Annotated in this window: 22 protein-coding genes; 5 read left to right on the top strand and 17 right to left on the bottom strand. The window is 66.9% G+C overall.

Annotated features, from left to right (window positions below):
* The first annotated feature begins 93 nt into the window (after positions 1-93).
* From Q0Q36_RS08030 to Q0Q36_RS08020, 3 genes are read left to right on the top strand one after another with little or no spacing between them, the layout of a single operon-like run.
* Positions 94-786 (top strand): amino acid ABC transporter permease, encoded by a 693-nt coding sequence (locus tag Q0Q36_RS08030; protein WP_293797114.1) that lies wholly within the window; start codon positions 94-96, stop codon positions 784-786.
* Positions 786-1,439, top strand: coding sequence for an amino acid ABC transporter permease (locus Q0Q36_RS08025; protein ID WP_293797112.1), 654 nt, complete (start codon positions 786-788; stop codon positions 1,437-1,439). Before Q0Q36_RS08030 ends, Q0Q36_RS08025 begins: the two co-directional genes overlap by 1 nt.
* Positions 1,420-2,151: an amino acid ABC transporter ATP-binding protein gene (locus Q0Q36_RS08020; RefSeq protein ID WP_293797110.1), complete on the top strand. Its 732-nt coding sequence runs from the start codon at positions 1,420-1,422 to the stop codon at positions 2,149-2,151. The genes Q0Q36_RS08025 and Q0Q36_RS08020 overlap by 20 nt, the downstream gene beginning before the upstream one ends.
* A 24-nt stretch (positions 2,152-2,175) precedes the next feature.
* On the opposite strand, the gene Q0Q36_RS08015 is transcribed toward Q0Q36_RS08020, so the two are convergent.
* The 8 genes from Q0Q36_RS08015 to Q0Q36_RS07980 all read right to left on the bottom strand — a co-directional run bounded on the left by Q0Q36_RS08015 (position 2,176) and on the right by Q0Q36_RS07980 (position 10,280).
* A complete protein-coding gene (locus Q0Q36_RS08015; RefSeq protein ID WP_293797108.1) occupies positions 2,176-2,562 on the bottom strand; it encodes a RidA family protein in 387 nt (128 codons plus the stop codon).
* A gap of 85 nt (positions 2,563-2,647) precedes the next feature.
* Complete coding sequence (locus tag Q0Q36_RS08010) at positions 2,648-3,673, bottom strand: SIS domain-containing protein (RefSeq protein ID WP_293797107.1); 1,026 nt, start codon at positions 3,671-3,673, stop codon at positions 2,648-2,650.
* Complete coding sequence (locus Q0Q36_RS08005) at positions 3,666-4,613, bottom strand: carbohydrate kinase family protein (protein ID WP_293797106.1); 948 nt, start codon at positions 4,611-4,613, stop codon at positions 3,666-3,668. The genes Q0Q36_RS08010 and Q0Q36_RS08005 overlap by 8 nt, the downstream gene beginning before the upstream one ends.
* A complete protein-coding gene (locus Q0Q36_RS08000) occupies positions 4,610-5,686 on the bottom strand; it encodes an ABC transporter ATP-binding protein (RefSeq protein ID WP_293797104.1) in 1,077 nt (358 codons plus the stop codon). Before Q0Q36_RS08000 ends, Q0Q36_RS08005 begins: the two co-directional genes overlap by 4 nt.
* The gene (locus Q0Q36_RS07995; RefSeq protein ID WP_293797102.1) at positions 5,686-7,200 is read right to left on the bottom strand and encodes an argininosuccinate lyase; all 1,515 of its coding nucleotides are present in this window, start codon (positions 7,198-7,200) and stop codon (positions 5,686-5,688) included. Before Q0Q36_RS07995 ends, Q0Q36_RS08000 begins: the two co-directional genes overlap by 1 nt.
* A gap of 5 nt (positions 7,201-7,205) precedes the next feature.
* On the bottom strand, positions 7,206-8,048 hold the full coding sequence (locus Q0Q36_RS07990) for a carbohydrate ABC transporter permease (protein WP_293797099.1): 843 nt from the start codon (positions 8,046-8,048) through the stop codon (positions 7,206-7,208).
* A complete protein-coding gene (locus tag Q0Q36_RS07985; RefSeq protein WP_293797097.1) occupies positions 8,048-8,989 on the bottom strand; it encodes a carbohydrate ABC transporter permease in 942 nt (313 codons plus the stop codon). The genes Q0Q36_RS07990 and Q0Q36_RS07985 overlap by 1 nt, the downstream gene beginning before the upstream one ends.
* A gap of 31 nt (positions 8,990-9,020) precedes the next feature.
* Complete coding sequence (locus Q0Q36_RS07980) at positions 9,021-10,280, bottom strand: extracellular solute-binding protein (RefSeq protein ID WP_293797095.1); 1,260 nt, start codon at positions 10,278-10,280, stop codon at positions 9,021-9,023.
* A 165-nt stretch (positions 10,281-10,445) separates the two neighbouring features.
* Here Q0Q36_RS07980 and Q0Q36_RS07975 point away from each other — a divergent pair, with 165 nt between their 5' ends.
* Entirely contained in the window at positions 10,446-11,687 is a 1,242-nt protein-coding gene (locus Q0Q36_RS07975) for an ROK family transcriptional regulator (protein WP_293797093.1), read from the top strand.
* Positions 11,688-11,743: 56 nt separating this feature from the next.
* Here Q0Q36_RS07975 and Q0Q36_RS07970 read toward each other — a convergent pair whose 3' ends face one another.
* From Q0Q36_RS07970 to Q0Q36_RS07930, 9 genes are all read right to left on the bottom strand, one after another.
* On the bottom strand, positions 11,744-12,085 hold the full coding sequence (locus tag Q0Q36_RS07970) for a RidA family protein (protein WP_293797091.1): 342 nt from the start codon (positions 12,083-12,085) through the stop codon (positions 11,744-11,746).
* A 21-nt stretch (positions 12,086-12,106) separates the two neighbouring features.
* Entirely contained in the window at positions 12,107-13,234 is a 1,128-nt protein-coding gene (locus tag Q0Q36_RS07965; protein ID WP_293797090.1) for an FAD-binding oxidoreductase, read from the bottom strand.
* Entirely contained in the window at positions 13,231-14,685 is a 1,455-nt protein-coding gene (locus Q0Q36_RS07960; protein ID WP_293797087.1) for an NAD(P)/FAD-dependent oxidoreductase, read from the bottom strand. The genes Q0Q36_RS07965 and Q0Q36_RS07960 overlap by 4 nt, the downstream gene beginning before the upstream one ends.
* Positions 14,682-14,990 (bottom strand): (2Fe-2S)-binding protein, encoded by a 309-nt coding sequence (locus Q0Q36_RS07955; RefSeq protein WP_293797085.1) that lies wholly within the window; start codon positions 14,988-14,990, stop codon positions 14,682-14,684. The genes Q0Q36_RS07960 and Q0Q36_RS07955 overlap by 4 nt, the downstream gene beginning before the upstream one ends.
* Positions 14,971-16,098: an FAD-binding oxidoreductase gene (locus Q0Q36_RS07950; RefSeq protein WP_293797083.1), complete on the bottom strand. Its 1,128-nt coding sequence runs from the start codon at positions 16,096-16,098 to the stop codon at positions 14,971-14,973. Before Q0Q36_RS07950 ends, Q0Q36_RS07955 begins: the two co-directional genes overlap by 20 nt.
* A 5-nt stretch (positions 16,099-16,103) precedes the next feature.
* The gene (locus Q0Q36_RS07945) at positions 16,104-16,904 is read right to left on the bottom strand and encodes an ABC transporter permease (protein ID WP_293797080.1); all 801 of its coding nucleotides are present in this window, start codon (positions 16,902-16,904) and stop codon (positions 16,104-16,106) included.
* On the bottom strand, positions 16,901-17,767 hold the full coding sequence (locus tag Q0Q36_RS07940) for an ABC transporter permease (protein ID WP_293797078.1): 867 nt from the start codon (positions 17,765-17,767) through the stop codon (positions 16,901-16,903). The genes Q0Q36_RS07945 and Q0Q36_RS07940 overlap by 4 nt, the downstream gene beginning before the upstream one ends.
* Positions 17,764-18,807 carry an ABC transporter ATP-binding protein gene (locus Q0Q36_RS07935; protein WP_293797077.1) on the bottom strand — a complete coding sequence of 348 codons (1,044 nt, stop codon included), beginning with the start codon at positions 18,805-18,807 and terminating at the stop codon, positions 17,764-17,766. The genes Q0Q36_RS07940 and Q0Q36_RS07935 overlap by 4 nt, the downstream gene beginning before the upstream one ends.
* Before the next feature lie 104 nt (positions 18,808-18,911).
* The gene (locus tag Q0Q36_RS07930) at positions 18,912-19,934 is read right to left on the bottom strand and encodes an ABC transporter substrate-binding protein (RefSeq protein ID WP_293797128.1); all 1,023 of its coding nucleotides are present in this window, start codon (positions 19,932-19,934) and stop codon (positions 18,912-18,914) included.
* A gap of 134 nt (positions 19,935-20,068) precedes the next feature.
* Between Q0Q36_RS07930 and Q0Q36_RS07925 the strand changes: the two genes are divergently transcribed.
* Positions 20,069-20,974: a LysR substrate-binding domain-containing protein gene (locus Q0Q36_RS07925; RefSeq protein WP_293797076.1), complete on the top strand. Its 906-nt coding sequence runs from the start codon at positions 20,069-20,071 to the stop codon at positions 20,972-20,974.
* The last annotated feature ends 4 nt before the right edge of the window (positions 20,975-20,978 follow it).

Here is a 20,978-nt window from a genome sequence, read left to right as displayed (position 1 = left end):
CGGGTCTTCCGATCGGATCCGCTGATGTCCCGGCGCGCAGCATGAGCGCGCCGGCGACCCCTCGTCGACCCTCCCGGACGAAGGAGCGCGCCGTTGCTCTTCCAAGACGTCTTTTCCAAATGGCCGATGATCCTCAATGGGGTCTGGCTGACGATCGCGCTGTCCTTCGTCGCGATCGCGCTCGGCCTCGTGCTGGCGACGGCGATGACCGCGCTGCGCAGCCTCGCCGGGAGCTGGGCCGGCTATGTCGTCGACGCCTATGTCGAGCTGATGCGCAACACGCCGTTCCTGGTGCAGCTCTTCATGATCTTCTTCGGGTTGCCGCAGCTCGGCATCCGGCTCAACGGGCTCGAAGCCTCGGTCCTGGCGATGACGCTCAATCTCGCGGCCTATGCCACCGAGATCATCCGCGCCGGTGTCGACTCCATCCATAAATCGCAGATCGAGGCAGGCTTGGCGCTCGCCATGACGAAATGGCAGGTCCTGAAGCATGTCGTGCTGCAGCCGGCTTTCGCCCGGGTCTGGCCGGCGCTGTCGAGCCAGTTCGTGCTGATGATGCTGGCCTCCAGTATCTGCTCCTTCGTCTCGGTGCAGGAATTGTCGGGCACGGCGGCGATCATCGAGCAGGATACGTTCCGCTCGTTCGAGACCTATATCGTCGTCACCGTGCTGTATCTCGTGCTGGCGCTCTCGTTCAAACTCTTCCTGAACTGGCTCGGCCGGAAGCTCTTCCCGCAGGTGTCGGGCCTTGCCCGCCTCACCGAAGCGCATGGGGAGGCCGCCTGATGCAGACCTTCGGTTGGCCAGAGGCCCTCTTCATTCTGCGCTCCGCCGGCTGGACGCTGGCGCTGACCGCGATCGCCTTCTTCATCGGCAGCATTCTCGGCGGCGCTTTCGCGATCATGCGCCTGTCGCGGCTGCGTTGGCTGCGCCGCTTCGCGGCCGGCTACATCCTGGTGATCCAGTCGATCCCGGTGCTGATGGTGCTGTTCATGAGCTACTACGGGCTCTCGGCGCTGGGCATCGAACTGCCGCCCTTCCTCGCGGCCTCGGCCTCGCTGTCGATCTATGTCTCGGCCTATCTCGCCGAGATCTGGCGCGGTTCGATCGAATCCGTGCCGCGCCAGCAATGGGAGGCCTCGGCCTCGCTGGCACATACGACCGCGCAGACCTACCGCCATGTCATCCTGCCGCAGGCGATCCGCATCTCGCTGCCGCCGACGGTCGGCTTCCTGGTCCAGCTCGTGAAGAACACCTCGATCGTGCAGGTCGTCGGCTTCGTAGACCTGATGCGCGCTGGCATGCTGGTCAACAACGCGACCTACCAGGCCTTCCAGATCTTCACGCTGGTCGGGGCAATCTATTTCGCGATCTGCTTCCCGCTCTCCCGGCTCAGCCGCCATCTCGAAAAGGTGATGAATGCCAGCCGTTCTCATTGAAGGCATCCACAAGCGCTTCGGCGCTCTCGAAGTGCTGAAAGGCGTCTCGCTCAGCGTCGATGCCGGGCAGGTCGTCGCGATCATCGGCCGCTCGGGCTCGGGCAAGTCGACGCTGCTGCGCTGCATCAACGGCCTAGAGACCTTCCACGCCGGCAAGATCGAGGTCGCCGGCCATACGATGACCCAAGATCCGACGAAGCTGCGCGAATTGCGCAAGGATGTCGGCATCGTCTTCCAGAGCTACAACCTGTTCCCGCATCTCACGGTGGGGCAGAACATCATGCTCTCGCCGCGCATCACCAAGAATGTGCCGCAGGCGCAGGCCTTGGTACTCGCCAAGGAGGTGCTGGCGCAGGTCGGCCTCTCCGAGAAGTTCGACAGCTACCCGGACAACCTCTCGGGCGGCCAGCAGCAGCGCGTCGCGATCGCCCGTTCTCTGGCGATGCAGCCCAAGGTCATGCTGTTCGACGAGGTGACCTCGGCGCTCGATCCGGAGCTCACTGGAGAAGTGCTGCTTGTCATGGAGAAGCTCGCGAAGGGCGGCATGACCATGCTGCTGGTGACGCATGAGATGAATTTCGCGCGCACTGTCGCGGATACCACCGTCTTCATGCACCAGGGCCTGATCTGGGAGAGCGGGCCGTCGAAGGAACTCTTCGCCAATCCGCAGACGCCGGAGCTCGCCAATTTCGTCAAAGCTGGCGCTCACTGAGCGCCCGCGAGAGGGGCGGCGGGTTCAGTAGACGGCCGTCGCCTCGACCTCGACCAGGAATTCCGGCCGGCTGAAGCCGGAGACGATCACCAGCGTCGAGGCGGGCTTGACCGGGCAATCGGCCAAAGCCACGTCGCGCGCTTTCATATAGGCCGGCATATGCTTGCGGTCGGTCACGAAGGCGTTGAGGCGCACGATATCCGTCATCGACAGGCCGCCCTGCCGCAGGATCGCGGCGATGCTCTCGAAGCAGATGCGGGCCTGCGCGCCGGCATCCTCAGGGACGCTGCCGTCGCTGTTGATGCCGAGCTGGCCGGAGGTGACGAGGACACCTTGCGCATCGGCCTTCATGCCATGGGAGTACTGCCCGAAGGGCGGGGCGAGCGAAGCGGGCGTGAGCGGCTGTTTCATGAGCTGACGATCCAGGGCGTGGGTCTGAGCCAGATCTAGAGCACGCTGCGTCTCAATGGAACCTCGCCCGGTACCCGGCCGGCGCTTACAGCGTCTGCGTGACCTTGCGAAGGTGAGGCGGCCGGTCGGGGTCGAGCCCGCGCGCCTTGGCCAGCGCAGCGATGCCGCCATAGAAGGCGCGCGCCTGCAGGAGCGGCATCAGCACGGCGGGCGTCTCCAACGGCACGGGCAAGGCGATGCCCGGCGCGACTTCGGCGCTTGCATAGGCGACATCTGCTCCGAGGGCCGTGAAGCTGCGGGCGACCGAGAGCGTGCTGTCGCTGCCCTCGTCGGCGGGATCAAGTACCAACGCCGGGAAGCCCGGCCCGACCAGCGCCAGCGGGCCATGCAGCACCTCCGCTGCGCTGAAGGCCTCGGCATGGATGCGGCAGGTTTCCTTGAACTTCAGCGCCATTTCCTGGGCGATGCCGAGGCTGAGACCGCGGCCGATGACATAGAGGCTGGTCGCGTCCTTCAGATGTCCGAAGAAGGGCGACCAGTCGCAGAGGCCGGCTTGCCGAAGCAACTCGGGCGACCGGACCAGCGCATCGGACAGGTCGCGCTCGCAACTCCAGGCGGCCGTGAGATGCAGGAGCGCGATACCGGTGGCGATAAAGCTCTTGGTCGCGGCAACGCTGGTTTCGGGACCGGCGGCAAGGGGCAGGGCGACATCGACCAGTCCGGCGAGCGGCGATTGCATGTCATTGATCAGGCCGATCGTCAGCGCGCCGCCGCGCTTGGCCGTTTCGGTCAATTGCAGCGCGTCCGGGCTACGGCCGGATTGGGAGGCCGCGATGAAGACCGCACCGGAAAGGTCGATCTCTCCACGATAGACGGAAGCCAGGCTTGGGCCAAGCGAGGCAACGGGCAGGCCGAGCGTCCGCTCCAGCAGATACTTGCCATAGGTCATGGCATGGTCGGAGGATCCGCGGGCGCAGGTCGCGATGAAGGCGGGCTTGCGTCGGCGCAGGCGGTCGCCGAGCAGCGCCACGGCTTCGCCGTTGATCGCGATCTGGCGAGCGGCGACATCGGCCGCTTCCGCCGCCTCGCGGGTGAGGAGAGCTTCAGGCATCGATCCGGTCGTGACTACGCAGCAGGTTTCGACTCATGGTGTCGACATCGGTGTGGTCGAGCCGCGTTCCGGCGCCGCCGACCGACCGTACCGAGAGGGTGCCGCAGGCGATGCCTTCGGCCAGGGCCTGCTGCGATGGGCGCCCGGCGAGCCAGGCGGCGAGGAAACCGGCATTGAAGGCGTCGCCGGCGCCGGTCGTATCGAGAACCGGCCCGCCTTCGGGCGCGGGAAGCGGGAAGGCGTTGCCGCGCTGGAACAACCGTGCGCCGTTGCCGCCGTCCTTGACCACCACGACGGGGAAGTGGCCGGCGAGGCGGCTTCCGGCTTCATCGAGGTCATCGCAACCCGCAATGGCGCGCGCTTCGGCGGCGTTGGGCAGAAAGATATCGGCGCCCGCGGCGCGCTCGATCAGGTCGGGCCGGCGGATCCAGTCGTCGTCCCAGCTCGGATCGAGCGAGACGGTGAGGCCGGCGCCTTTCGCGGTCTCGATCAGATCGGGGATTTCGGCGAGCGTTGCGAATTCGGCGATGTGGAGATGGCGCGCGGCGGGGTCGGCGAGGGCCGCATCCAGCGTCGCCGGGCGGGCGCTGCCGGCGCGCCGCGACAGGAAAGCGCGCTCGCCGTCCTGCACCATGACGACGGTCGGCTGCGGGCCGGCCTCGGGCGTGCGTTCGAGCCAGCGAAGATCGACGCCGCTATCGGCCAGCGCGGGCGCGAGCGTGCCGGAGAGCGGGTCCGTGCCGATGCGGGCGAGCAGGCCGGCGCGCAGGCCGAGCGCGGCGAGATGGGCGGCCGTGATGAAGCCGCCGCCGCCCGGCACGATCGCGACGCTCTCGGCAAAGCGTTCCTCGCCGAGGCGCGGCATCGCATCGAGCCCGCGGAAGACGATGTCGCAGTAGAGCCGGCCGATGCTGAGGACGAGGTCGCGCCCGGCGCTCATAGGGCGCGCTCGGTCGCCGCGTCGAACAGGCGCAAGGCGTCGATACCGGCGCCGAGGCGAACCTCATGGCCGACGACCGGCGGCGCCTTGGCAGAGGCCGAGGCGAGGATCAGGCCATCGCCATGCTCGACATGGACGAAGCTCTCCGAACCAAGCGGCTCGACCACCGCGACCTTGCCGGTGAGGACGAGATCGGCGCTTTCGCCGGGAGCGAGCACGCGCAGTTCCTGTGGGCGCACGCCGATCAGCACGTTGGCGGGAGGCGGCGTCGGGCGGGGCGGCAGGGCGATGCTGTTGCCCGCGAGCTCCAGCGCCGCCTTGCCATCGGCGGTGGTCGTCCTGGCCGGCAGGATGTTCATCGTCGGAGAGCCGATGAAGCGGGCGGTGAAGACGTCCGCCGGCTTCTCGTAAAGCTCCATCGGCGCGCCGACCTGGAGGATGCGGCCGTCGCGCATCACCACGATCCGGTCGGCCAGCGTCATCGCCTCGACCTGGTCATGGGTGACGAAGACGATGGTGCGGCCGAGCCGCTGGTGCAGGCGCTTGATCTCCAGCCGCATCTGGGCGCGCAACTGCGCATCGAGATTGGAGAGCGGCTCGTCGAACAGGAAGGCAGAGGGATCGCGCACCATGGCGCGGCCGATGGCGACGCGCTGGCGCTGGCCGCCGGACAATGCCGAAGGCTTGCGTTCGAGCAGCGGTTCGAGGCCGAGGATGCGTGCCGTTTCCTCGATGCGACGGCGCTTCTCGGCCTTGTCGAGCTTCGCCGTATAGAGGCCGAAGCCGATATTCTCGGCGACGCTCATATGCGGGTAGATCGCGTAGTTCTGGAACACCATGGCGATGTTCCGCTCCTTCGGCTCCAGCCGGTTCACAGGGCGATCAGCGATCGTGATCGTGCCGCCGTCGATCTCCTCGAGGCCGGCGATCATGCGGAGCGTCGTCGATTTGCCGCAGCCGGACGGACCGACGAAGACGACGAATTCGCCGTCCTCGATGGCGAGGTCGATGCTGTGGACGACCTGCGTCTTGCCGTAGCGCTTGACCAGCCCCTGAAGCTCGATACCCGCCATCAGGCTGCTCCCATCAGATCCGCGACGGCGGCGTCGAGTTCATGGCGCGCGGAAGCCTCGCGCGCAGCGGTCGCGGTCGCGGCGAGGCCTGCCGCCACGAGGACGCCGCGATAGCCGGCGAAGGCGGCGGCGAGAGCTTGCGGCCCCGGCCCGCCGAAGCGCTCGCGCACCGCGACGAAATGCTCGGGCGAGACGGCCTCCGCGAAGGCAGCCTCGTTCAATTGCGGCTCGCGGCCGGCGTGTTCGCGGAAAGCCTTGCGGAACGGGGCATAGCCGTCGCGCGGCAGGTCGCCATCGGCCGCGACCACGGCGCGCGCGACATCGGCGGCGATCTCATGGGCGGTGCGGAAGGAGAGGCCTTCCGACCGGACCAGCGTGTCGGCCAGCTCGGTGATGGTAATGCAGGAGCGCCGGATGTTCTCGGCGACGCGCCGGCCGTCGACCTGCAACGCCGGCAGCAGCGCTGCGAGAAGGCTGAGCACGCGCTCAGCAGTCGCGAAGGCCTGATAGCCGGCTTCGTTGGTTTCGCCCTCGGCGTCGTTCATGTCGGTGAAGGGCGTGTTGTGGACGATGTCCCGGACCATCCGGGCGCGCGCCACGGTCTGCGACGCGAGGTGGCGCAGGTGCTCGATCGGCACCGGATTGCGCTTCTGCGGCATGATCGAGGAGATCTGCACGAAGGCATTGGGCACATAGAGCTGGCCGACCTCGAAGGCGGTCCAGACCTGCAAATCCTGGATCAGGCGGCCGAGATGCAGGAAGACGAGCTCGACCGCGCTGTAGGTCGCGGTCAGGTAGTCGATTGCGGCGATGCAGCCATAGGAATTCTGCAGCGGGCCCGAAAAGCCGAGCAGATGCGCGACGCGGGCGCGATCCAGCGGGAAGCCTGAAGTGGTGATCGCGGCGGCGCCCATCGGCGAGAGGTCGAGCAAGGCGCGCGCCTGCACCAGTCGCTCATGGTCGCGCAGCATCACCTCGATCGCGGCCGAGAGATAATGGCCGAAGGTGGTCGGCTGGGCAGGCTGGCCATGGGTATAGGCGACGATCAATGTCGCCTTTTCGCGCTCGGCGAGGTCGAGGGTCGCGGTGATCAGCGCGCGCAGCAGGCCGGCCATATGGTCGAGCCGCGGCTTCAGCGCGAGCTTGAACAGCGTGTGGTCGATGTCGTTGCGCGAACGGCCGGTATGGAGGCGCCCGGCATCATCGGCCGGCAGGCGCTTCTTCAGCTCAGCCTCGGTCAGGAAGAAGTAATCCTCGACCGTGCCGTCATAGCTCAACGTGGCCGGGTCGATCTCGGCATCGATCGTGTCGAGCGCGCGGGCGATGCGGCCTGCGGCGGCGCGCGGCAGGATGCCGGTTTCGGCGAGCATCACGAGATGGGCGCGGTCGATGGCGCGGAAGCTCTGGACGTGATGCGTCTTGGCGCCGTCGAAGAGCGGGCGCAGCACGGTTTCCTTGTAGACGGGATCGGGGAAGACGGACGTGTCATTCGCCCGTGGATCGTTCATCGTCATGGCAATCAGCCCTTGAGACCGGCGAGGACCACGCCGCGCACGATATAGCGCTGGAGCAGCAGGAAGACCGTCAGCGTCGGCAAGGTAGCGAGCGCAGCGCCCGTCATGATCAGCTCCCACTGGACCTGCGATTCCACCGCGAAGCTCGTGAGGCCGACCGGCAAGGTGTAGAGTTCCTTGGAAGTCGTCACGATCAGCGGCCAGATGAAGGCGGTCCAGTTACTGAGGAAGGTGAAGATCGCCAGCGCCGAGAGGGCCGGCGTCACCAGCGGCAGGGCGATGCGCCAGAAGATCGCGAATTCGTTGAGGCCGTCGATGCGGGCGGCTTCGAGGAAGTCGTTCGGCACGGTCTCGAAGAACTGCTTCATCAGGAAGGTGCCGAAAGCCGTCATCATGCCCGGGAACATGATGCCCCAGTAGCTGTCGAGCCAGCCGAAGTTCTTGGCCATGACATACCACGGGATGACCAGCATCTCGGTCGGGATCATCAGCGTCGAGAGGATGGCGATGAAGACGAGATAGCGGCCGCGAAACTGGAACTTCGCCAGAGTGTAGCCGACGAGGCTGTCGAAGAAGACGTTCGAGAGCGTGACCGCGGTGGCGATGCCGAAGGAATTGGCGAACCAGCGCAGGAAGCGGCCGTCCGAGAGCACGGTTACGTAGTTGCCGAGCGTCGGATGGGCCGGGAAGAAGGCGAGATCGTAGATCTCGGAGGAATCCTTCAGCGAGGTCGCGAACATGAAGGCGAGCGGCGTCACCATCAGCAGGCCGCCGCCGAAGAGCAGCAGCCAGGCGATGATGCGGCCAGGTTCGAGGCGCAGGGCCATGGGGGAGGCGGCGGCGCTCATCAGCGGTCCTTCAGCAGCCGAAGCTGCAGCAGCGAGACCACGAGCAGCACGAGGAAGAGCACGACGGTCTGGGCCGCGGCATAGCCCATGTCGAAGGAGGAGAAGGCGGTCTGGTAGATCATCAGCACGAGCGGCTTGGTCGCGTTCAGCGGCCCGCCGGGATCGCTGCTCGTCTGGCTGGTCATATTGTAGACCTGATCGAAAATGCGCAGGAACCCGATCGAGGAGAAGACGACGAGGAAGACGATCGTCGGCTTGAGAAGCGGCAGGGTGATCCGCCGCAGGATCGTTCCGTTCGAGACGCCGTCGATGCGGGCGGCCTCGTAATAGGTCGTCGGGATGGCGCGCAGGCCTGCCATGAAGATCACAACCTGGAAGCCGAGACCGGCCCAGATCGCCGGTGCGAGCACGGCGGGCAGCGATTGCGTGGTCGAGCGCAGGAAGGGCTGCTGGGCGATGCCGATGCCGGCGAGCAGATTGTTGAACAGGCCGATCGGCACCGGCTGGTAGAACCAACGCCAGACCCAGGCCATCGCTGCGGCGGTGGTCAGGAAGGGCAGGAAATACAAAGCCCGGATGAAGCCGTGCAGGAGGCGCACGCGGTCGAGATGATAGGCGATGGTGAAGGCGAGCAGCAGGCTGATCGGCGTGCCCAGCAGCAGGTAGAGCGCGGTGTTGCCGAAGACCTTCCAGAACACGGGGTCGGCTAGGAGGCGCTTGAAGTTGGCCAGCCCGACAAAGGAGGGCTTGGTCAGCAGATTCCAGTTGGTGGTGGAAATCCAGAAGGCTTCCAGCGTCGGATAGAAACGCACCACCGCATAGAACAGCACCGGCACGGCCAGGAAAGACCAGGCCCAGAGGACCTGCTTCTGGCGCATGCCGAGGCCCGAGAAGAGACGGGCGCCGGATTGCGCATCGACACGAGACAAAGAGGCGTTCATCGCGACAATCCGATCCGGCGTCCGGTCCACATCACTTCTTGTAGAAGCGGTCGAGGATGGGTTGCTCGGCCTTGGCGGCCTCGGCCAGCGCGGCCTTGGCGTCCTGGTTCTGCAGCAGAACGCGGTTGAGCATGTCGAGCGAGACCTGACGCTGGGCCATCTCGTCGACGAAGACCGTGGCGTGCGAGTAGTTGAGCGCCTTGAGGAACGGTCCATAGATCGGGTTGCTCAGGTTCTTCTCGGTCTCGGCTGCGGCCTTGCGGGCCGGCAATTCACCGACGGTCTCGAGCCAGAGCTGCATCGCCTCGGGCGTGGTGACGAAGGCGAGGAACTTCTTGGCCGCTTCCAGCTTCTCGCCGGTCGGCTTGGTGGTGATGCCGTTGACCCAGTAGCTGGCGAAATTTGCCTTCTTGCCGTCGGCCGAAGCGGGCAGCTCGGCGACGCCCCATTCGAAGGCCTTGATGCCGCCGAAGGCGCCGAGACGGAAGGAGCCGTCGACCGTCATCGCGGCGCGGCCAGCGCGGAAGGCGGCCTGGCCCTCGTCCATGAAGCCGACCTGGCCGACCTTGTGGACGCGCTGGAGATCGGCATACCAGTTCAGCGACTTGGCGCCGGCCTCGCTGTCATAGGTCACGGTCTTGTTGTCGTCGCTATAGGGCGCGCCGCCATTCTGGCGCAGCAGCGTCTCACGCCACCAATGATAGTCCTGACCGGGGAAGTCGAGCGTGATGCCGGCCGAGAGCATGTTGTCGGCGCCGTCACGCTTGGTCGTCTTCTTGGCGAAGTCGAGCAATTCGTCGACGGTCTTCGGCGGCGTGTTCGGGTCGAGCCCGGCCTCCTGGAAGAGTTTCTTGTTGTAGAACAGCGCGAGCGAGCGCACCGCCGTCGGCAGCGCGTAATACTCGCCGTCGCGCTTCATCGCCGAGACGATCGGATAGAATTCCTTCTCGATCGCGGCGGGCGGGAAAGCGTCGCGCGGTAGCGGCTGGATGAACTTGGCGCCGACGAAATTGTCGAGCCAGCCATAGAAGAGCTGCACGACATCCGGGCCCTGGCCGGCGGGCATCGCCGCGGCGATCTTGGTCTGGTAGTCGGCATAGGGGAAGGTCGTCTGCTTGACCTTGATGTTCGGGTTGGCGGCCTCGAAGCGCTTGATCAGCTCGTTCATCGCCTTGACGCGCGCGTCGAAGACATACTGCCAGTATTCGATCTCGACGGTCTGCGCCTTCGCGCCGGCGATCGCGCCGACCGAGACCATCAGACCCAACAGCATCCCGCGTAAGCCGCGCATGACCCTCTCCCCTGATTTCAGCGTCCTCCGTCCCTGCCGGCGGACGGCATTCGGGAGGCTCGCCGGTATCGTCGTCTCCGCGGCCCGCGGCTGTCAATCAATTAATTCACTTGAGTTGGATTAATTGCCGGAGCAGGCTGTTCCCCCGCCCTCGCGTGACCGCCTATGCCGAACCGTCCCGTCCCTCCGTCCCGCAGCGTCGCCGTCGGCACCAATCCCGAGCGAACGCGCAGCCATAACCGCCGTGTGGTTCTGGAAACCGTGCGCCAGCACGGGCAGCTCGGCCGGTCCGATATCGCGGTGCTGACGAAACTCACGGCCCAGGCGGTCTCCAACATCGTCGCCGAGTTGGTCGAAGAAGGCTTCCTCATTGAGCTTGGCCGGCGCCGGACGGCGCGGGGCCAGCCGCCGGTCGAATTCGCCGTCAATCCCGAGGGCGGGATGACGGCCGGGATGGAGATCGCGGCCGATCACGTTACCACGGTTCTCGTCGACCTTGCCGGGCGGATCAGGGCGCAGCGCATCGCGCCGCTCGCGGACACGACCGTTGCGGGCGTGCAGAAGACGGCTGCGGCGGAACTGGCTGCGGTGCGACGCGAAGCCGGCCTGCCCGAGCGCCTGCTCGGCTGCGGTGTGGTGATGCCCGGCCCCTTCGAGATCGAGGGCATGAACTCGGTCGGCACCTCGCCCCTGCCCGGCTGGGCCGGGCAGGATGCAGCGCAGCTTCTGCAGGACGCCCTGAACACGCCGGTGGTGATCGAGAACGACGCCAATGCGGCCGCGGTTGGCGAGCATCTCCATGGGCTTGGCCGCAATCTGCGCCATTTCTGCCAGATCTATTTCGGCGCCGGACTCGGGCTCGGGGTCATTGTCGCCGGTCAGCCCTATCGCGGCGCCTTCGGCAATGCCGGCGAGATCGGCCATATCCCCGTCGTTCGCGATGGCCGCGCCTGCGCCTGCGGCGGGCATGGTTGCCTCGAACGCTATGCCTCCTTCCATGCGCTGGCGGAGACCTTGCGCGAGGCCGGGATCGCCGGTGCCGGGCCGGAGGAGGTTGCGCGCCTGCACGCGCAGGGACATCCCGCCTTGATCGGCTGGATTACGGAGGCGGCTAGGTTGCTGGCACCGATCGTGACGACGCTGGAGAACCTGTTCGATCCGGAAACCGTCATCCTTGGAGGCGAGATGCCGGATACGGTGATCGATGCGCTGATAGCAGCGATGGCGCCGCTGCCGATCTCGGTCGCGAACCGGCCGGGGCGGACGATCCCGCGCGTCCAGCGTGGCGGGACCGGGCGTCTGACGGCGGCGCTCGGCGCGGCCGCCCTGCCTCTGCTCGACACGATGACGCCGAAGCTCGACCGCGTCAGCCTGGCGCCGGAAGCTCCTGCTTCCGTTTCAGGCTGACGGGATCGCGTGGGCGGCGGCCGGGACCCGTCGCAGGCTCCCGCCGATGACGCGGCTCAGCGCGAGGCGGTGACGACGATCTCGATCAACGGGCCGCCGAGATCGGCGACGCCGACGGTGGCGCGGGTCGGCATTTCCTCACCGAAGAAGCCGGTCCAGACCGCGTCCATCTCCTTCTTCAGCTTGAGATCGGTCACGAAGATCTGGGCGGCGACGATCGCCTTGCGGTCGAGCCCGACCTCGCCGAGATAGCCCTCGATCTTGCCGAGGATGTTCTGGGTCTGCGGGCCCATCCCCTGCGTGGTGTCATCGGCTACGACGCCGCCGACGAAGGCGAGGTTTCCGGTCTCGACGACGCGGTTCTGGATGGGCGTGCGGATGGAGCGCTTGATGGCCATGGTCTTCTCCTGCGTTGAAACTCAGTGGGTGGAGGCGAAACGGGCAATGTCGAGGCCGTCGATCGGCACGTTCGAGCGGCCGGTCGCGATGATCTCGGCCATCACGGCGCCGGCACCGGGGCCGAGCTGGAAGCCGTGCGCCGAGAAGCCGAACTGGTGATAGACGCCCTCATGTTTGGCGCTTTTGCCGAAAACCGGTAGGTCGTCCGGCATGCGGGCCTCGATGCCCGCCCAGGCGCGTACAATCGGTGCGCCGCGCATGATCGGGAAGAGGTCCCAGACCGTGGCGGCGCTGATCGCGAGCTTGCGCCAGTCGAGCAGGGTGACGTTCTCGTCGCGCAAGGGGGTGCCGAGATGGCCGCCGCCGATCAGCACCGTGCCGTTGTCGAACTGCTTGAAGGAGAGTTTTCGTCCGCGCAGGATCACCACGGGCTTGATGAAGGCCGGCAGTGGCGCGGTGATCATCAGCATCGGAGCGATGACCGAGAGCGGCACGGGCTCGCCGAGATCGCTGGCGATGCGGTCGGCCCAGGCGCCCGCGGCGTTGACGATGCGAGGGGCAAGGAAGGCGCCGGCATCGGTGACGATGCGCCAGTTTGGGCCGTCCTGCTCGACCCTGGTGACGCGCACGCCCTCGCGGATGGTGACGCCGAGGCTCTCGGCCTTGCGCTTGAAGGCCTGTGTTGCGCGCAGGGGAATCGCGGCACCGTCGCGGCGCGAGATCACGCCGCCGGGGCAGGTTTCGGATACGGCCGGGACGATCTCGCGCAATTCCTTGGCGTCGATCAGCTCCTCATGGTGGAAGCCGCGCAAGGTCAGGTCGGCGACGCGGGTTCGGCAACCTTCGAGATCGGCTTCGTCCTCGGCGACCAGAACCTGCCCGTCGCTGGTGAAGCCGCAATCGTCATCGACCAGCTCGGCGATATTGTGCCAGAGCGCCATCGAGGCGTTGGAAAGCGGGATTTCCGCGACATGGCGGGCGAGCTGGCGGACACCGCCGGCATTGACGCCGGAGGCATGGCGCCCGGCATGATCCTTCTCGATCAGGATGACCGAGAGCCCGCGCAGCGCGCAATGCATTGCAGTCGAGCAGCCATGGATGCCGCCGCCGATGACGATGACATCGGCGCTACGACGGTCCTTGGTCATCGCACGACCGCCTTCACCGAGGCGTCGGTCTGCGGCAGGGCTGCGAGCTCGGCCAGCGTCACCGGCTTGATCGGCGGGCGCAGGCGGTAATAGCCGGTCTCGGCCGGGGTCGTGCCGCGTGTCTCGGCGATGAGCTCGACCACGGTCGGGCCGCAGAGGCGGCCCTGGCAGGGGCCCATGCCGCAACGCAGGAAAGCCTTCATCTGGTTGGGGCCGGTGACGCCGAGGCGCTTGGCGGCGTCGCGGATCTGGCCGGCCGTGACCTCTTCGCAGCGGCAGACAATCGTCTCGTCCTTCGACGGTGCCAGGAATTGCGGCGCCGGTTTGTAGAGCAGGTCGAGGAAGCGCCGGCCGCGCAATTTCTTGTCCAGTTCGGTCCGGACCGGCGCCGCCTGCCGATCGCGCTCGGCTTCGTTCAGCTTCCCGAGGCGCGATGCCGCGCCGAAGGCTGCGATCTCGCCGCGCAGGGCTGCGCTTTCCGCGCCGCCGATGCCGGCGCCGTCACCGGCGATGGCGATGCCGGGCACGGTCGAGGCGAACCAGGCATCGACGCGCGGCACCCAGGCATGCTGTTCCATGTCGAAATCATGGGCGCAGCCAGCGGCATTGGAGAAGTTGACGCTGGGTATCACGCCCTGATGCAGCAGCAGCGTGTCGCAGGCGATGGTGCCGGTGCGGCCGCCCTGCTCGAACTGGACTGAGGCGAGCTTTCCTTCCCCGGTTGCGGTCAGGCTGGTCACGCCGGAAACGAAGCGCAGCTTGCGTCGCGCCGTCAGCATCAGCTTGAGGCCCTTGGCGAGATAGGGCGAGCGCAGGAAGTCCGGGATCGCGCCGAGCGCCTTCGATCGATTGGCCGAGGGTGTCGTGTCGAGCACGGCGGCGATCTGGCAGCCGGCAGCGGCAAGCTGTCCCGCCAGCAGGTAGAGCAGGGGGCCGCAGCCGGCGATGACCGTACGCCCCGAGGGAATAGCGCCGGCGGATTTCAGCGCGATCTGGGCAGCGCCCGCGGTCATCACGCCGGGCAGGGTCCAGCCCGGAATCGGGAAGGGGCGTTCCTGTGCGCCGGTCGCGAGGATGACTTGCCGCGCTCCGATGATGCGCGCCTTCCCGTCGAGCGAGAGGCCGAGCTCGAAACTGCCGGGCGCGGTCTCGTCCGGGCCGATCGACCAGACGGTGCAGCGCGGGGCGTAAACGGCTGTCGAGCGCTGGAAGCGCGCGACGATCTCGCCCCCGCGCCAGTAGTCATCCCCGAGGATGGCACGGTTCTTCACCGGCGTCGTGGTCACGGCGCGGTAGATCTGGCCGCCCGGCGCCGGGTTCTCGTCGGCGAGCAGGACAGAGAGGCCGAGCTCGGCAGCGCGCGCCGCGGCGGAGAGACCGGCCGGACCTGCGCCGACGACAAGGAGGTCATAGCTCTCGGCGAGCTGTTCGATGCTGGCGATCGGAGTCATTCCGAGGCCTCCGTGAGATGGCGGCGGCCGTGCTGGGTTTCGATTCGCATGCCCTCCGCGAGGGGGACGAGGCAACCCTGCCGGTTGCCGATACCGTCGATGACGACGAGGCAGTCGAAGCAGACGCCCATCAGGCAATAGGGCGCGCGCGGCGTGTCGGAGACCGGGGTCTCGCGGCAAGCAACGATGCCGTTGGTGAGCAGGGCTGCGGCGACCGTGTCGCCCGCCCGCGCCGTCATCGGCCGGCCGTCGAAGGTGAAGCTCAGCGCCCCGCTCGCGGCAAGGTCAGCTATGGGCCGGAACATGGAACCTCCGTGCGGTGAAGCTGGCGACGCTGTCGGGCAAGACGCCGGCAAGGATCGCCGGAGCGAGCGTCAGGGCATGATTGGCGGCGAGCGTCACGCCGGAATGGCAGGTGACGACGAAGGCGCCGGGATGGGTCACGGACTGGTCGTAGATCGGGAAGCCGTCGGGGCTCATCACGCGCAAGGCCGACCAGGTTCGGACCACGTTGAGGCCGGCGAGGCGCGGGAACATCTTCACCGCCCGCTCCGCCATGGTCGAGATGATCGGCTGGCCGACGACGGTGTCGAAGCCGCGATCCTCCTGGCTGTCTCCGATCATCACGCCGCCCTCGTCGGTCTGGCGGACCGTGACCATCGGGTTGTGCAGGAAGGCTTCCGTCTTCTCGGTGACGATGATCTGGCCCTTGCTCGGTTTCACCGGTGCATCGAGCCCGACCATCGGGGCGAGGCGCGCATTGCCGAGGCCAGCGCAGAGCACGACCTTGCCGGCGCGCATTTCGCCCCAGGGGCCGGTGATGGCGAAGCCGCCGTCGCGCGGGATGATGCTCTCGACCGGGCTGTTCGGGCGGTAGTCGACGCCGCGCCGGACCGTCGCCTCGCGCAGCGCGCGGAACAGCTTCAGCGAGTTCACATGGCCGTCGAGCGGGGAATAGAGCGAGCCGACCACGTCCTTGCCGATCGCGGGGAGGCGCCGCTTCGTCTCGGCATGGTCGAGCACCTCATAGGGGAAATCGGTCAGCGGCCGGCTGTTATGGAGGCGGCGCATCGCGTCGACGCGCTTGTCGAGCTCCTCCTCCGAGAGGCAGAGCATGAAGCCGCCGGGCTGGCTATGGGCGACGTCGATCCCGGTCTCGCCGGCCAGCGACGCCGCGAGTTCGTGCCAGCTATCGGCGGAGCGGCGCGACCAGAGCGCGTAATCGGGCATGCCGAAGCCCTTGGACTGCACCCAGACCAGCGCGAAATTGCCGCGTGAGGCCCGGAAGGCGGTGTCGCCCTCGTCGAGGATCGCGACCTTGGCGCCGTTGCAGGCGAGGCCGAGCGCGATGGCGCCGCCGACCACGCCGCCGCCGATCACGGCGACATCGGGTTCTTTGATGGTGGTGGACACTGGCGTCAGCCTTTTCCGGTTCCGACGAACAGCCGGTCGAGCCCGAACAGCCTGTCCAGCGCCATCAGCAGGATGGCGGTCAGGGCGATCAGGCAGGCGGAGACGGCTGCGATGAGCGGGTCGATATTGTCCTGGATGTAGAGGAACATCCGGACGGGCAAGGTGGTGGTGGCGGGCGAGGCGATGAAGACGGTCATCGTCACCTCGTCGAAGGAATTGATCGCGGCGAGCAGCCAGCCCGAGACGACGCCGGGCAGGATCAGCGGAAGGGTCACCCGCCGGAAGACGACGGCCGGGCTCGCGCCGAGCGAGATCGCGGCGTGCTCGATGCGCCGGTCGATCCCGTAGGAGGCGGCGAGGACCAATCTGAGCGCGAAGGGCAGGATCACGATGATATGGCTCAGCACCAGTCCGAGGAAGGTCCCGGAGAGGCCGATCTGCGTGAAGAAGCGCAGGAAGGCGATGCCCAGCACGACATGGGGGACCATCAATGGCGACATGAAGAGCGCCGTCATCGCCTCGCGGCCGGGGAAGCGATAGCGGGCGATGGCGAGCGCGGCGGGTACCGCGAGCCCGATTGCGACAGTGGAGGAGAGCGCTGCCAGCCAGAGCGAGTCGCGGAAGGCACGCAGGAACTCTGGATAGTCGAGGATCGCCTTGAACCAGCGCAGGCTCCAGACCCGGCCCGGGAGCGAGAGATAACCCTCCGGCGTGAAGGCGACGAGGCAGACCACGACCAGCGGCGCCAGCATGAAGACGACGAAGAGCGTGTGGAACAGGATGGCGAAGGGACTGTTGCGGCTCATTCGAACACCTGTGAATAGCGGCGCTCGACCAGCCGGTTGGTACCGACGGTGAGGGTGACCAGGGCGGCGAGCAGGAGCACGGCGACGGCGGCGCCGAGCGGCCAGTTCAGTGTGTTCAGGAACTCGTCATAGGCCAGTGTCGCCGCGACCTTGAGGCGCCTGCCGCCGATGATCGCCGGCGAGGCGAAGGCGCTTGCCGCCAGCGCGAAGGTGATGATCGAGCCCGAGAGGATGCCCGGCACGATCTGCGGCAGGATCACGCGGCGCCAGATGGTGAGGCGGGAGGCGCCGAGCGAGAGCGCGGCGTTCTCGATCTGCGGATCGAGCCGCTGCAGCGAGGCCCAGACTGCGAGGATCATGAAGGGGATCAGCACATGGACGAGCGCGATCACCACGCCGGTCTCGGTGAACATGAATTCGAGCGGCTGGCCGATCAGGCCGAGCGCCATCAGCCCGCGGTTGACGAGGCCGTTCGAGCCGAGCAGCAGCGCCCAGCCGAGCGTGCGCGCCACGACCGAGACCAGCAGCGGCCCGAGGATCGCGAGCAGGCAGAGGCCGCGCCAGGCCGGCGACATGCGGTTGAGGATATAGGCCTCGGGCACGCCGATCAGGATGGCGAAGAGCGTCACCAGTACGGAGATGCGCAGCGTGCGCAGGAAGACTTCGAGGAAATAGCTGTCGCTGAAGATCTCGCGGAAATTCTTCAGCGTGAACTCGGCGACGATGCCCTTGTACTGGCCCCAGTCGTAGAAGGCGAGCAGCACGGTCATGCCGAGCGGGATGATGACGAGGGCGAGGAAGACGGCGAGGGCTGGGCCGGTCATCCCATAGGGCGTCGTGCGGGCGGAGGCGTCCGGGCTCATGAGCCTGCCCCCTCCGCCAGTAGCGCGGCGTCGCCGGGGCCGAAGCTCAGCGTCACGCTTTCGCCTTCGCCGGGGACGGGCGTGCCGTCATTGTGGCGGATCAGGGTGACCGGTCCTGCGGCGCTCTCGGCCGTCAAGAGCCAATGCGCGCCCTGGAAGACGCGGGAGGTGATGCGGGCGGCGAAGCCGGGTGCACTTTCCGCCGCGAAGCCGAGGCGCTCCGGACGGACGGCGATGCGCAGCGTTCCTGATGGGGCGCCGGCAAGCGGCACGGAGAGGGCTTCGATCGTGACCTGGCCACGGCCATCGCCGGTGACTGACAGGACATTGGTCTTGCCGAGGAAGTTCGCGACGAAGGCGGTATCGGGCGCGCCATAGACCGCATCGGGCGCGCCGATCTGCTCGACGCGGCCGCGATTCATCACGACGATGCGGTCGGACAGCGCCATCGCCTCGTGCTGGTCGTGGGTGACGAGGATCGTGGTCGTGCCGATCGAGCGCTGGATCTGGCGCAGTTCGCCCTGCATCTCCTCGCGCAGTTTGGCGTCGAGATTGGAGAGCGGTTCGTCGAGCAGCAGGAGCGAGGGCCTGATGACCAGAGCGCGGGCCAATGCGACGCGCTGCTGCTGCCCGCCCGACATGCGGCGCGGATAGCGGTCCTCGAAGCCCTTCAGCCCGACCAGCGCCATCGCCTCCAGCGTGCGCTTTTCGCGCTCCGCCTTCTCGACACCGCGCATTTCCAGCCCGAAGGCGATATTCTGCGCCACGGTCATATGCGGAAACAGCGCATAGCTCTGGAAGACGATACCGAGGCCGCGCTTGTTGGGGGCGACGCTGCCGAGATCGCCGCCGTCGAGCAGAATGCGGCCGCGATCGACCGGCACGAAGCCGGCGATCATCTGCAGCGTCGTGGTCTTGCCGCAGCCGGAGGGGCCGAGCAGCGAGATGAATTCGCCGCGCGCGACCGAAAGGTCGAGCCCCTCGACGGCAACTGCCGTGCCGTAGGATTTGCCGAGGCCTTCGAGAACGAGATGGGACATGGGCTGTTTGCTGGCCTCGCTTGAGGGCGCGGACACTCGACCGTCATCCCGGATCTTCGCTTCGCTACGTCCGGGATGACAGCGAGGTTCGAAGGCGGGCTATGTTACCGCTCGACCTCGCGGTTCCAGCGCCTTGTCCATTCCTCGCGCTTGGCGTTGGCGACGTCCCAGTCGACCGCCTTGAGCGCCTTGACCTCGTCGCCATAGGGCAGGCCCTTCCGCTCTTCCGGCGTGAGCGTCACCGTCATGTTGGCGGGGCCGAAGCCGGCGCCGGTCGCCATGATCTTCTGGATCGCGGGCGAGAGCATGAACTGGATGAAGGCATTGGCCTCGGCCGCATTCTTCGAGCCCTCGATCGGGCAGGCGGCGGAGCCGAGCGCGAAGCCGCCCTCCTTCGGGTAGACGAACGCGACCGGGAAGCCGGTATCGGCGAGCGCCTTGACGCGGCCCGAGCCCCAGACGCCGAGCACGGCCTGACCGTTCTGGAACAGCTCGGTCATCTTCGCCGGCGAGGGCTCATAGGCGATGATGTTCGGGTTGATGTCCTTCTTGAAGGCCTCGAAGCCCGGCTCGATATTGTTCTCGCCGCCGCCGCCGATCTGCGCGAAGGCGATCAGCGCGTGCAGGCCATAGGTGTTGTTGATCGGCGGGACGACGATCTTCTTGCCGTAGGTCTTCGACTTCAGGTCGTTCCAGGAGGTCGGGGCCGGCCACTTGTTCTCGTCGAAGACCTTCTTGTTGTAGAACAGGCCGGTGCCGACGAGGCCGAGCCCCACGCCTTTGTTCGACTTGAACTTCATCACCGGCGCGACGTCCTTGTAGACGGTGCCGTCGGTCAGCGTGCCGCAGAAGCCCAGCGCCACCGCCTGATAGGCCGGGCCATCGTCGACGATCGCGACATCGATCTGCTGGTTGCCCTTCTGCGCCTGCAGCTTGGCGAGCGTGTCGGTGGAATTGCCGGCGACGTACTCGACCTTGACGTTGGCCTGCTTCTCGAAGGCCGGGATGACCTCCTTGCGCATGGTCTGCTCGTAGGAGCCGCCATAGCCGGCGACATAGATCGTCTTCTGCTGGGCAAAAGCGGCGGAGCCGGCGAGAGCGGTTCCGGCAACCAGAGCGAATGTGATGGCGAGCTTCACGGTATCCCCTCCTCGTTTTCGAGTGATGCCGTCAGGTTCGGGGCTGACCTTGAACTGGTCAAATCGAATGTTTCGTGCAGTACATGTTGAAATGTTATGGTCGAGTCGAGTGAGGATCGACCATGCTGAACCCGCGCCAGATCGAGGCTTTCCGGACGGTGATCGTGACCGGTGGCATCACGGCGGCTGCACAGGCGCTCAACGTGACGCAGCCGGCTGTGACGCGCTTGATCCAGGACCTGCAATATGCGCTCGGCCTGCCGCTTTTCGTGAAGCGGGGCGCGCGGCTCGTGCCCACCAATGAGGCGCTGTCGCTCTATCGCGAGGTCGAGCGTCAGTTCGTCGGGCTGGAGCGTATCGAGAACGCGGCGCGCAACCTGCGTGACGGGCGGGCCGGTTCGCTCAGGGTCGCGGCGCTGCCGGCCTTCAATGTCGGGTTCCTGCCCAGGGTCGTCGGTCGTTATCTCAAGCAGAAGCCTGACCTGGAAATCGCGATCTACGGGAGCATCTCCTCGCAGGTCGTTGACTGGGTGACGTCGGGTTTCTGCGAGCTCGGCTTCGCGCAGCTGCCGCTCGATTTTCCGGGGATCGATATCGAGATCCTGCCGGCGATGGCGCCGGTCGCCGTACTGCCGACCGGGCACAGGCTTGCCGCGAAGACGGTGCTGGCGCCGGAGGATTTCGTAGACGAGCCCTTCATCTCGCTCGAACAGTCGACGCAGCTACGCTACCGGATCGATGCCTTGTTTTCGGCCCATCGCGTCGCGCGCCAGACCCGCGTCGAGACGCCGCTGTCGATGATCGCCTGTGGCCTGGTCGCGGCCGGCGCTGGCTTATCGGTGGTCGATCCATTCACGGCAGAGGAATATCGCGGCAGGGGCGTCGAGGTGCGGCCGCTCAGGCCGGCGGTGACCTACGACATCGCGATCATCTGGGGTGCTGGCCGCTTCCGCTCGGCCGTCGCGCAGGATTTTGCTGAAACGGTCCGGGCCGCCGCTCTCGATTTCGCGGGGACGGTTGCCGCGTGAAAGC

The sequence above is a fragment of the uncultured Allobosea sp. genome (assembly GCF_945957345.1).
In the GTDB taxonomy this organism is placed as follows: domain Bacteria; phylum Pseudomonadota; class Alphaproteobacteria; order Rhizobiales; family Beijerinckiaceae; genus Allobosea.
The sequence above is the reverse complement of the archived record's forward strand: the minus strand, read 5'-3'. Positions and strand labels throughout refer to the sequence as shown.

What these genes read in the sequence shown, in the direction of transcription:
- Q0Q36_RS07990 (WP_293797099.1), bottom strand. Translation starts at nt 8,048, where the DNA reads ATGAGCGCCGCCGCCTCCCCCATGGCCCTGCGCCTCGAACCTGGCCGC.
- Q0Q36_RS07940 (WP_293797078.1), bottom strand. Translation starts at nt 17,767, where the DNA reads ATGAGCCCGGACGCCTCCGCCCGCACGACGCCCTATGGGATGACCGGC.
- Q0Q36_RS07995 (WP_293797102.1), bottom strand. Translation starts at nt 7,200, where the DNA reads ATGACGATGAACGATCCACGGGCGAATGACACGTCCGTCTTCCCCGAT.
- Q0Q36_RS08020 (WP_293797110.1), top strand. Translation starts at nt 1,420, where the DNA reads ATGCCAGCCGTTCTCATTGAAGGCATCCACAAGCGCTTCGGCGCTCTC.
- Q0Q36_RS07925 (WP_293797076.1), top strand. Translation starts at nt 20,069, where the DNA reads ATGCTGAACCCGCGCCAGATCGAGGCTTTCCGGACGGTGATCGTGACC.
- Q0Q36_RS07985 (WP_293797097.1), bottom strand. Translation starts at nt 8,989, where the DNA reads ATGAACGCCTCTTTGTCTCGTGTCGATGCGCAATCCGGCGCCCGTCTC.
- Q0Q36_RS08005 (WP_293797106.1), bottom strand. Translation starts at nt 4,613, where the DNA reads ATGAGCGCCGGGCGCGACCTCGTCCTCAGCATCGGCCGGCTCTACTGC.
- Q0Q36_RS07980 (WP_293797095.1), bottom strand. Translation starts at nt 10,280, where the DNA reads ATGCGCGGCTTACGCGGGATGCTGTTGGGTCTGATGGTCTCGGTCGGC.
- Q0Q36_RS07935 (WP_293797077.1), bottom strand. Translation starts at nt 18,807, where the DNA reads ATGTCCCATCTCGTTCTCGAAGGCCTCGGCAAATCCTACGGCACGGCA.
- Q0Q36_RS07955 (WP_293797085.1), bottom strand. Translation starts at nt 14,990, where the DNA reads ATGTTCCGGCCCATAGCTGACCTTGCCGCGAGCGGGGCGCTGAGCTTC.
- Q0Q36_RS07975 (WP_293797093.1), top strand. Translation starts at nt 10,446, where the DNA reads ATGCCGAACCGTCCCGTCCCTCCGTCCCGCAGCGTCGCCGTCGGCACC.
- Q0Q36_RS07960 (WP_293797087.1), bottom strand. Translation starts at nt 14,685, where the DNA reads ATGACTCCGATCGCCAGCATCGAACAGCTCGCCGAGAGCTATGACCTC.
- Q0Q36_RS08015 (WP_293797108.1), bottom strand. Translation starts at nt 2,562, where the DNA reads ATGAAACAGCCGCTCACGCCCGCTTCGCTCGCCCCGCCCTTCGGGCAG.
- Q0Q36_RS08010 (WP_293797107.1), bottom strand. Translation starts at nt 3,673, where the DNA reads ATGCCTGAAGCTCTCCTCACCCGCGAGGCGGCGGAAGCGGCCGATGTC.
- Q0Q36_RS07970 (WP_293797091.1), bottom strand. Translation starts at nt 12,085, where the DNA reads ATGGCCATCAAGCGCTCCATCCGCACGCCCATCCAGAACCGCGTCGTC.
- Q0Q36_RS08000 (WP_293797104.1), bottom strand. Translation starts at nt 5,686, where the DNA reads ATGGCGGGTATCGAGCTTCAGGGGCTGGTCAAGCGCTACGGCAAGACG.
- Q0Q36_RS07945 (WP_293797080.1), bottom strand. Translation starts at nt 16,904, where the DNA reads ATGAGCCGCAACAGTCCCTTCGCCATCCTGTTCCACACGCTCTTCGTC.
- Q0Q36_RS08025 (WP_293797112.1), top strand. Translation starts at nt 786, where the DNA reads ATGCAGACCTTCGGTTGGCCAGAGGCCCTCTTCATTCTGCGCTCCGCC.
- Q0Q36_RS07965 (WP_293797090.1), bottom strand. Translation starts at nt 13,234, where the DNA reads ATGACCAAGGACCGTCGTAGCGCCGATGTCATCGTCATCGGCGGCGGC.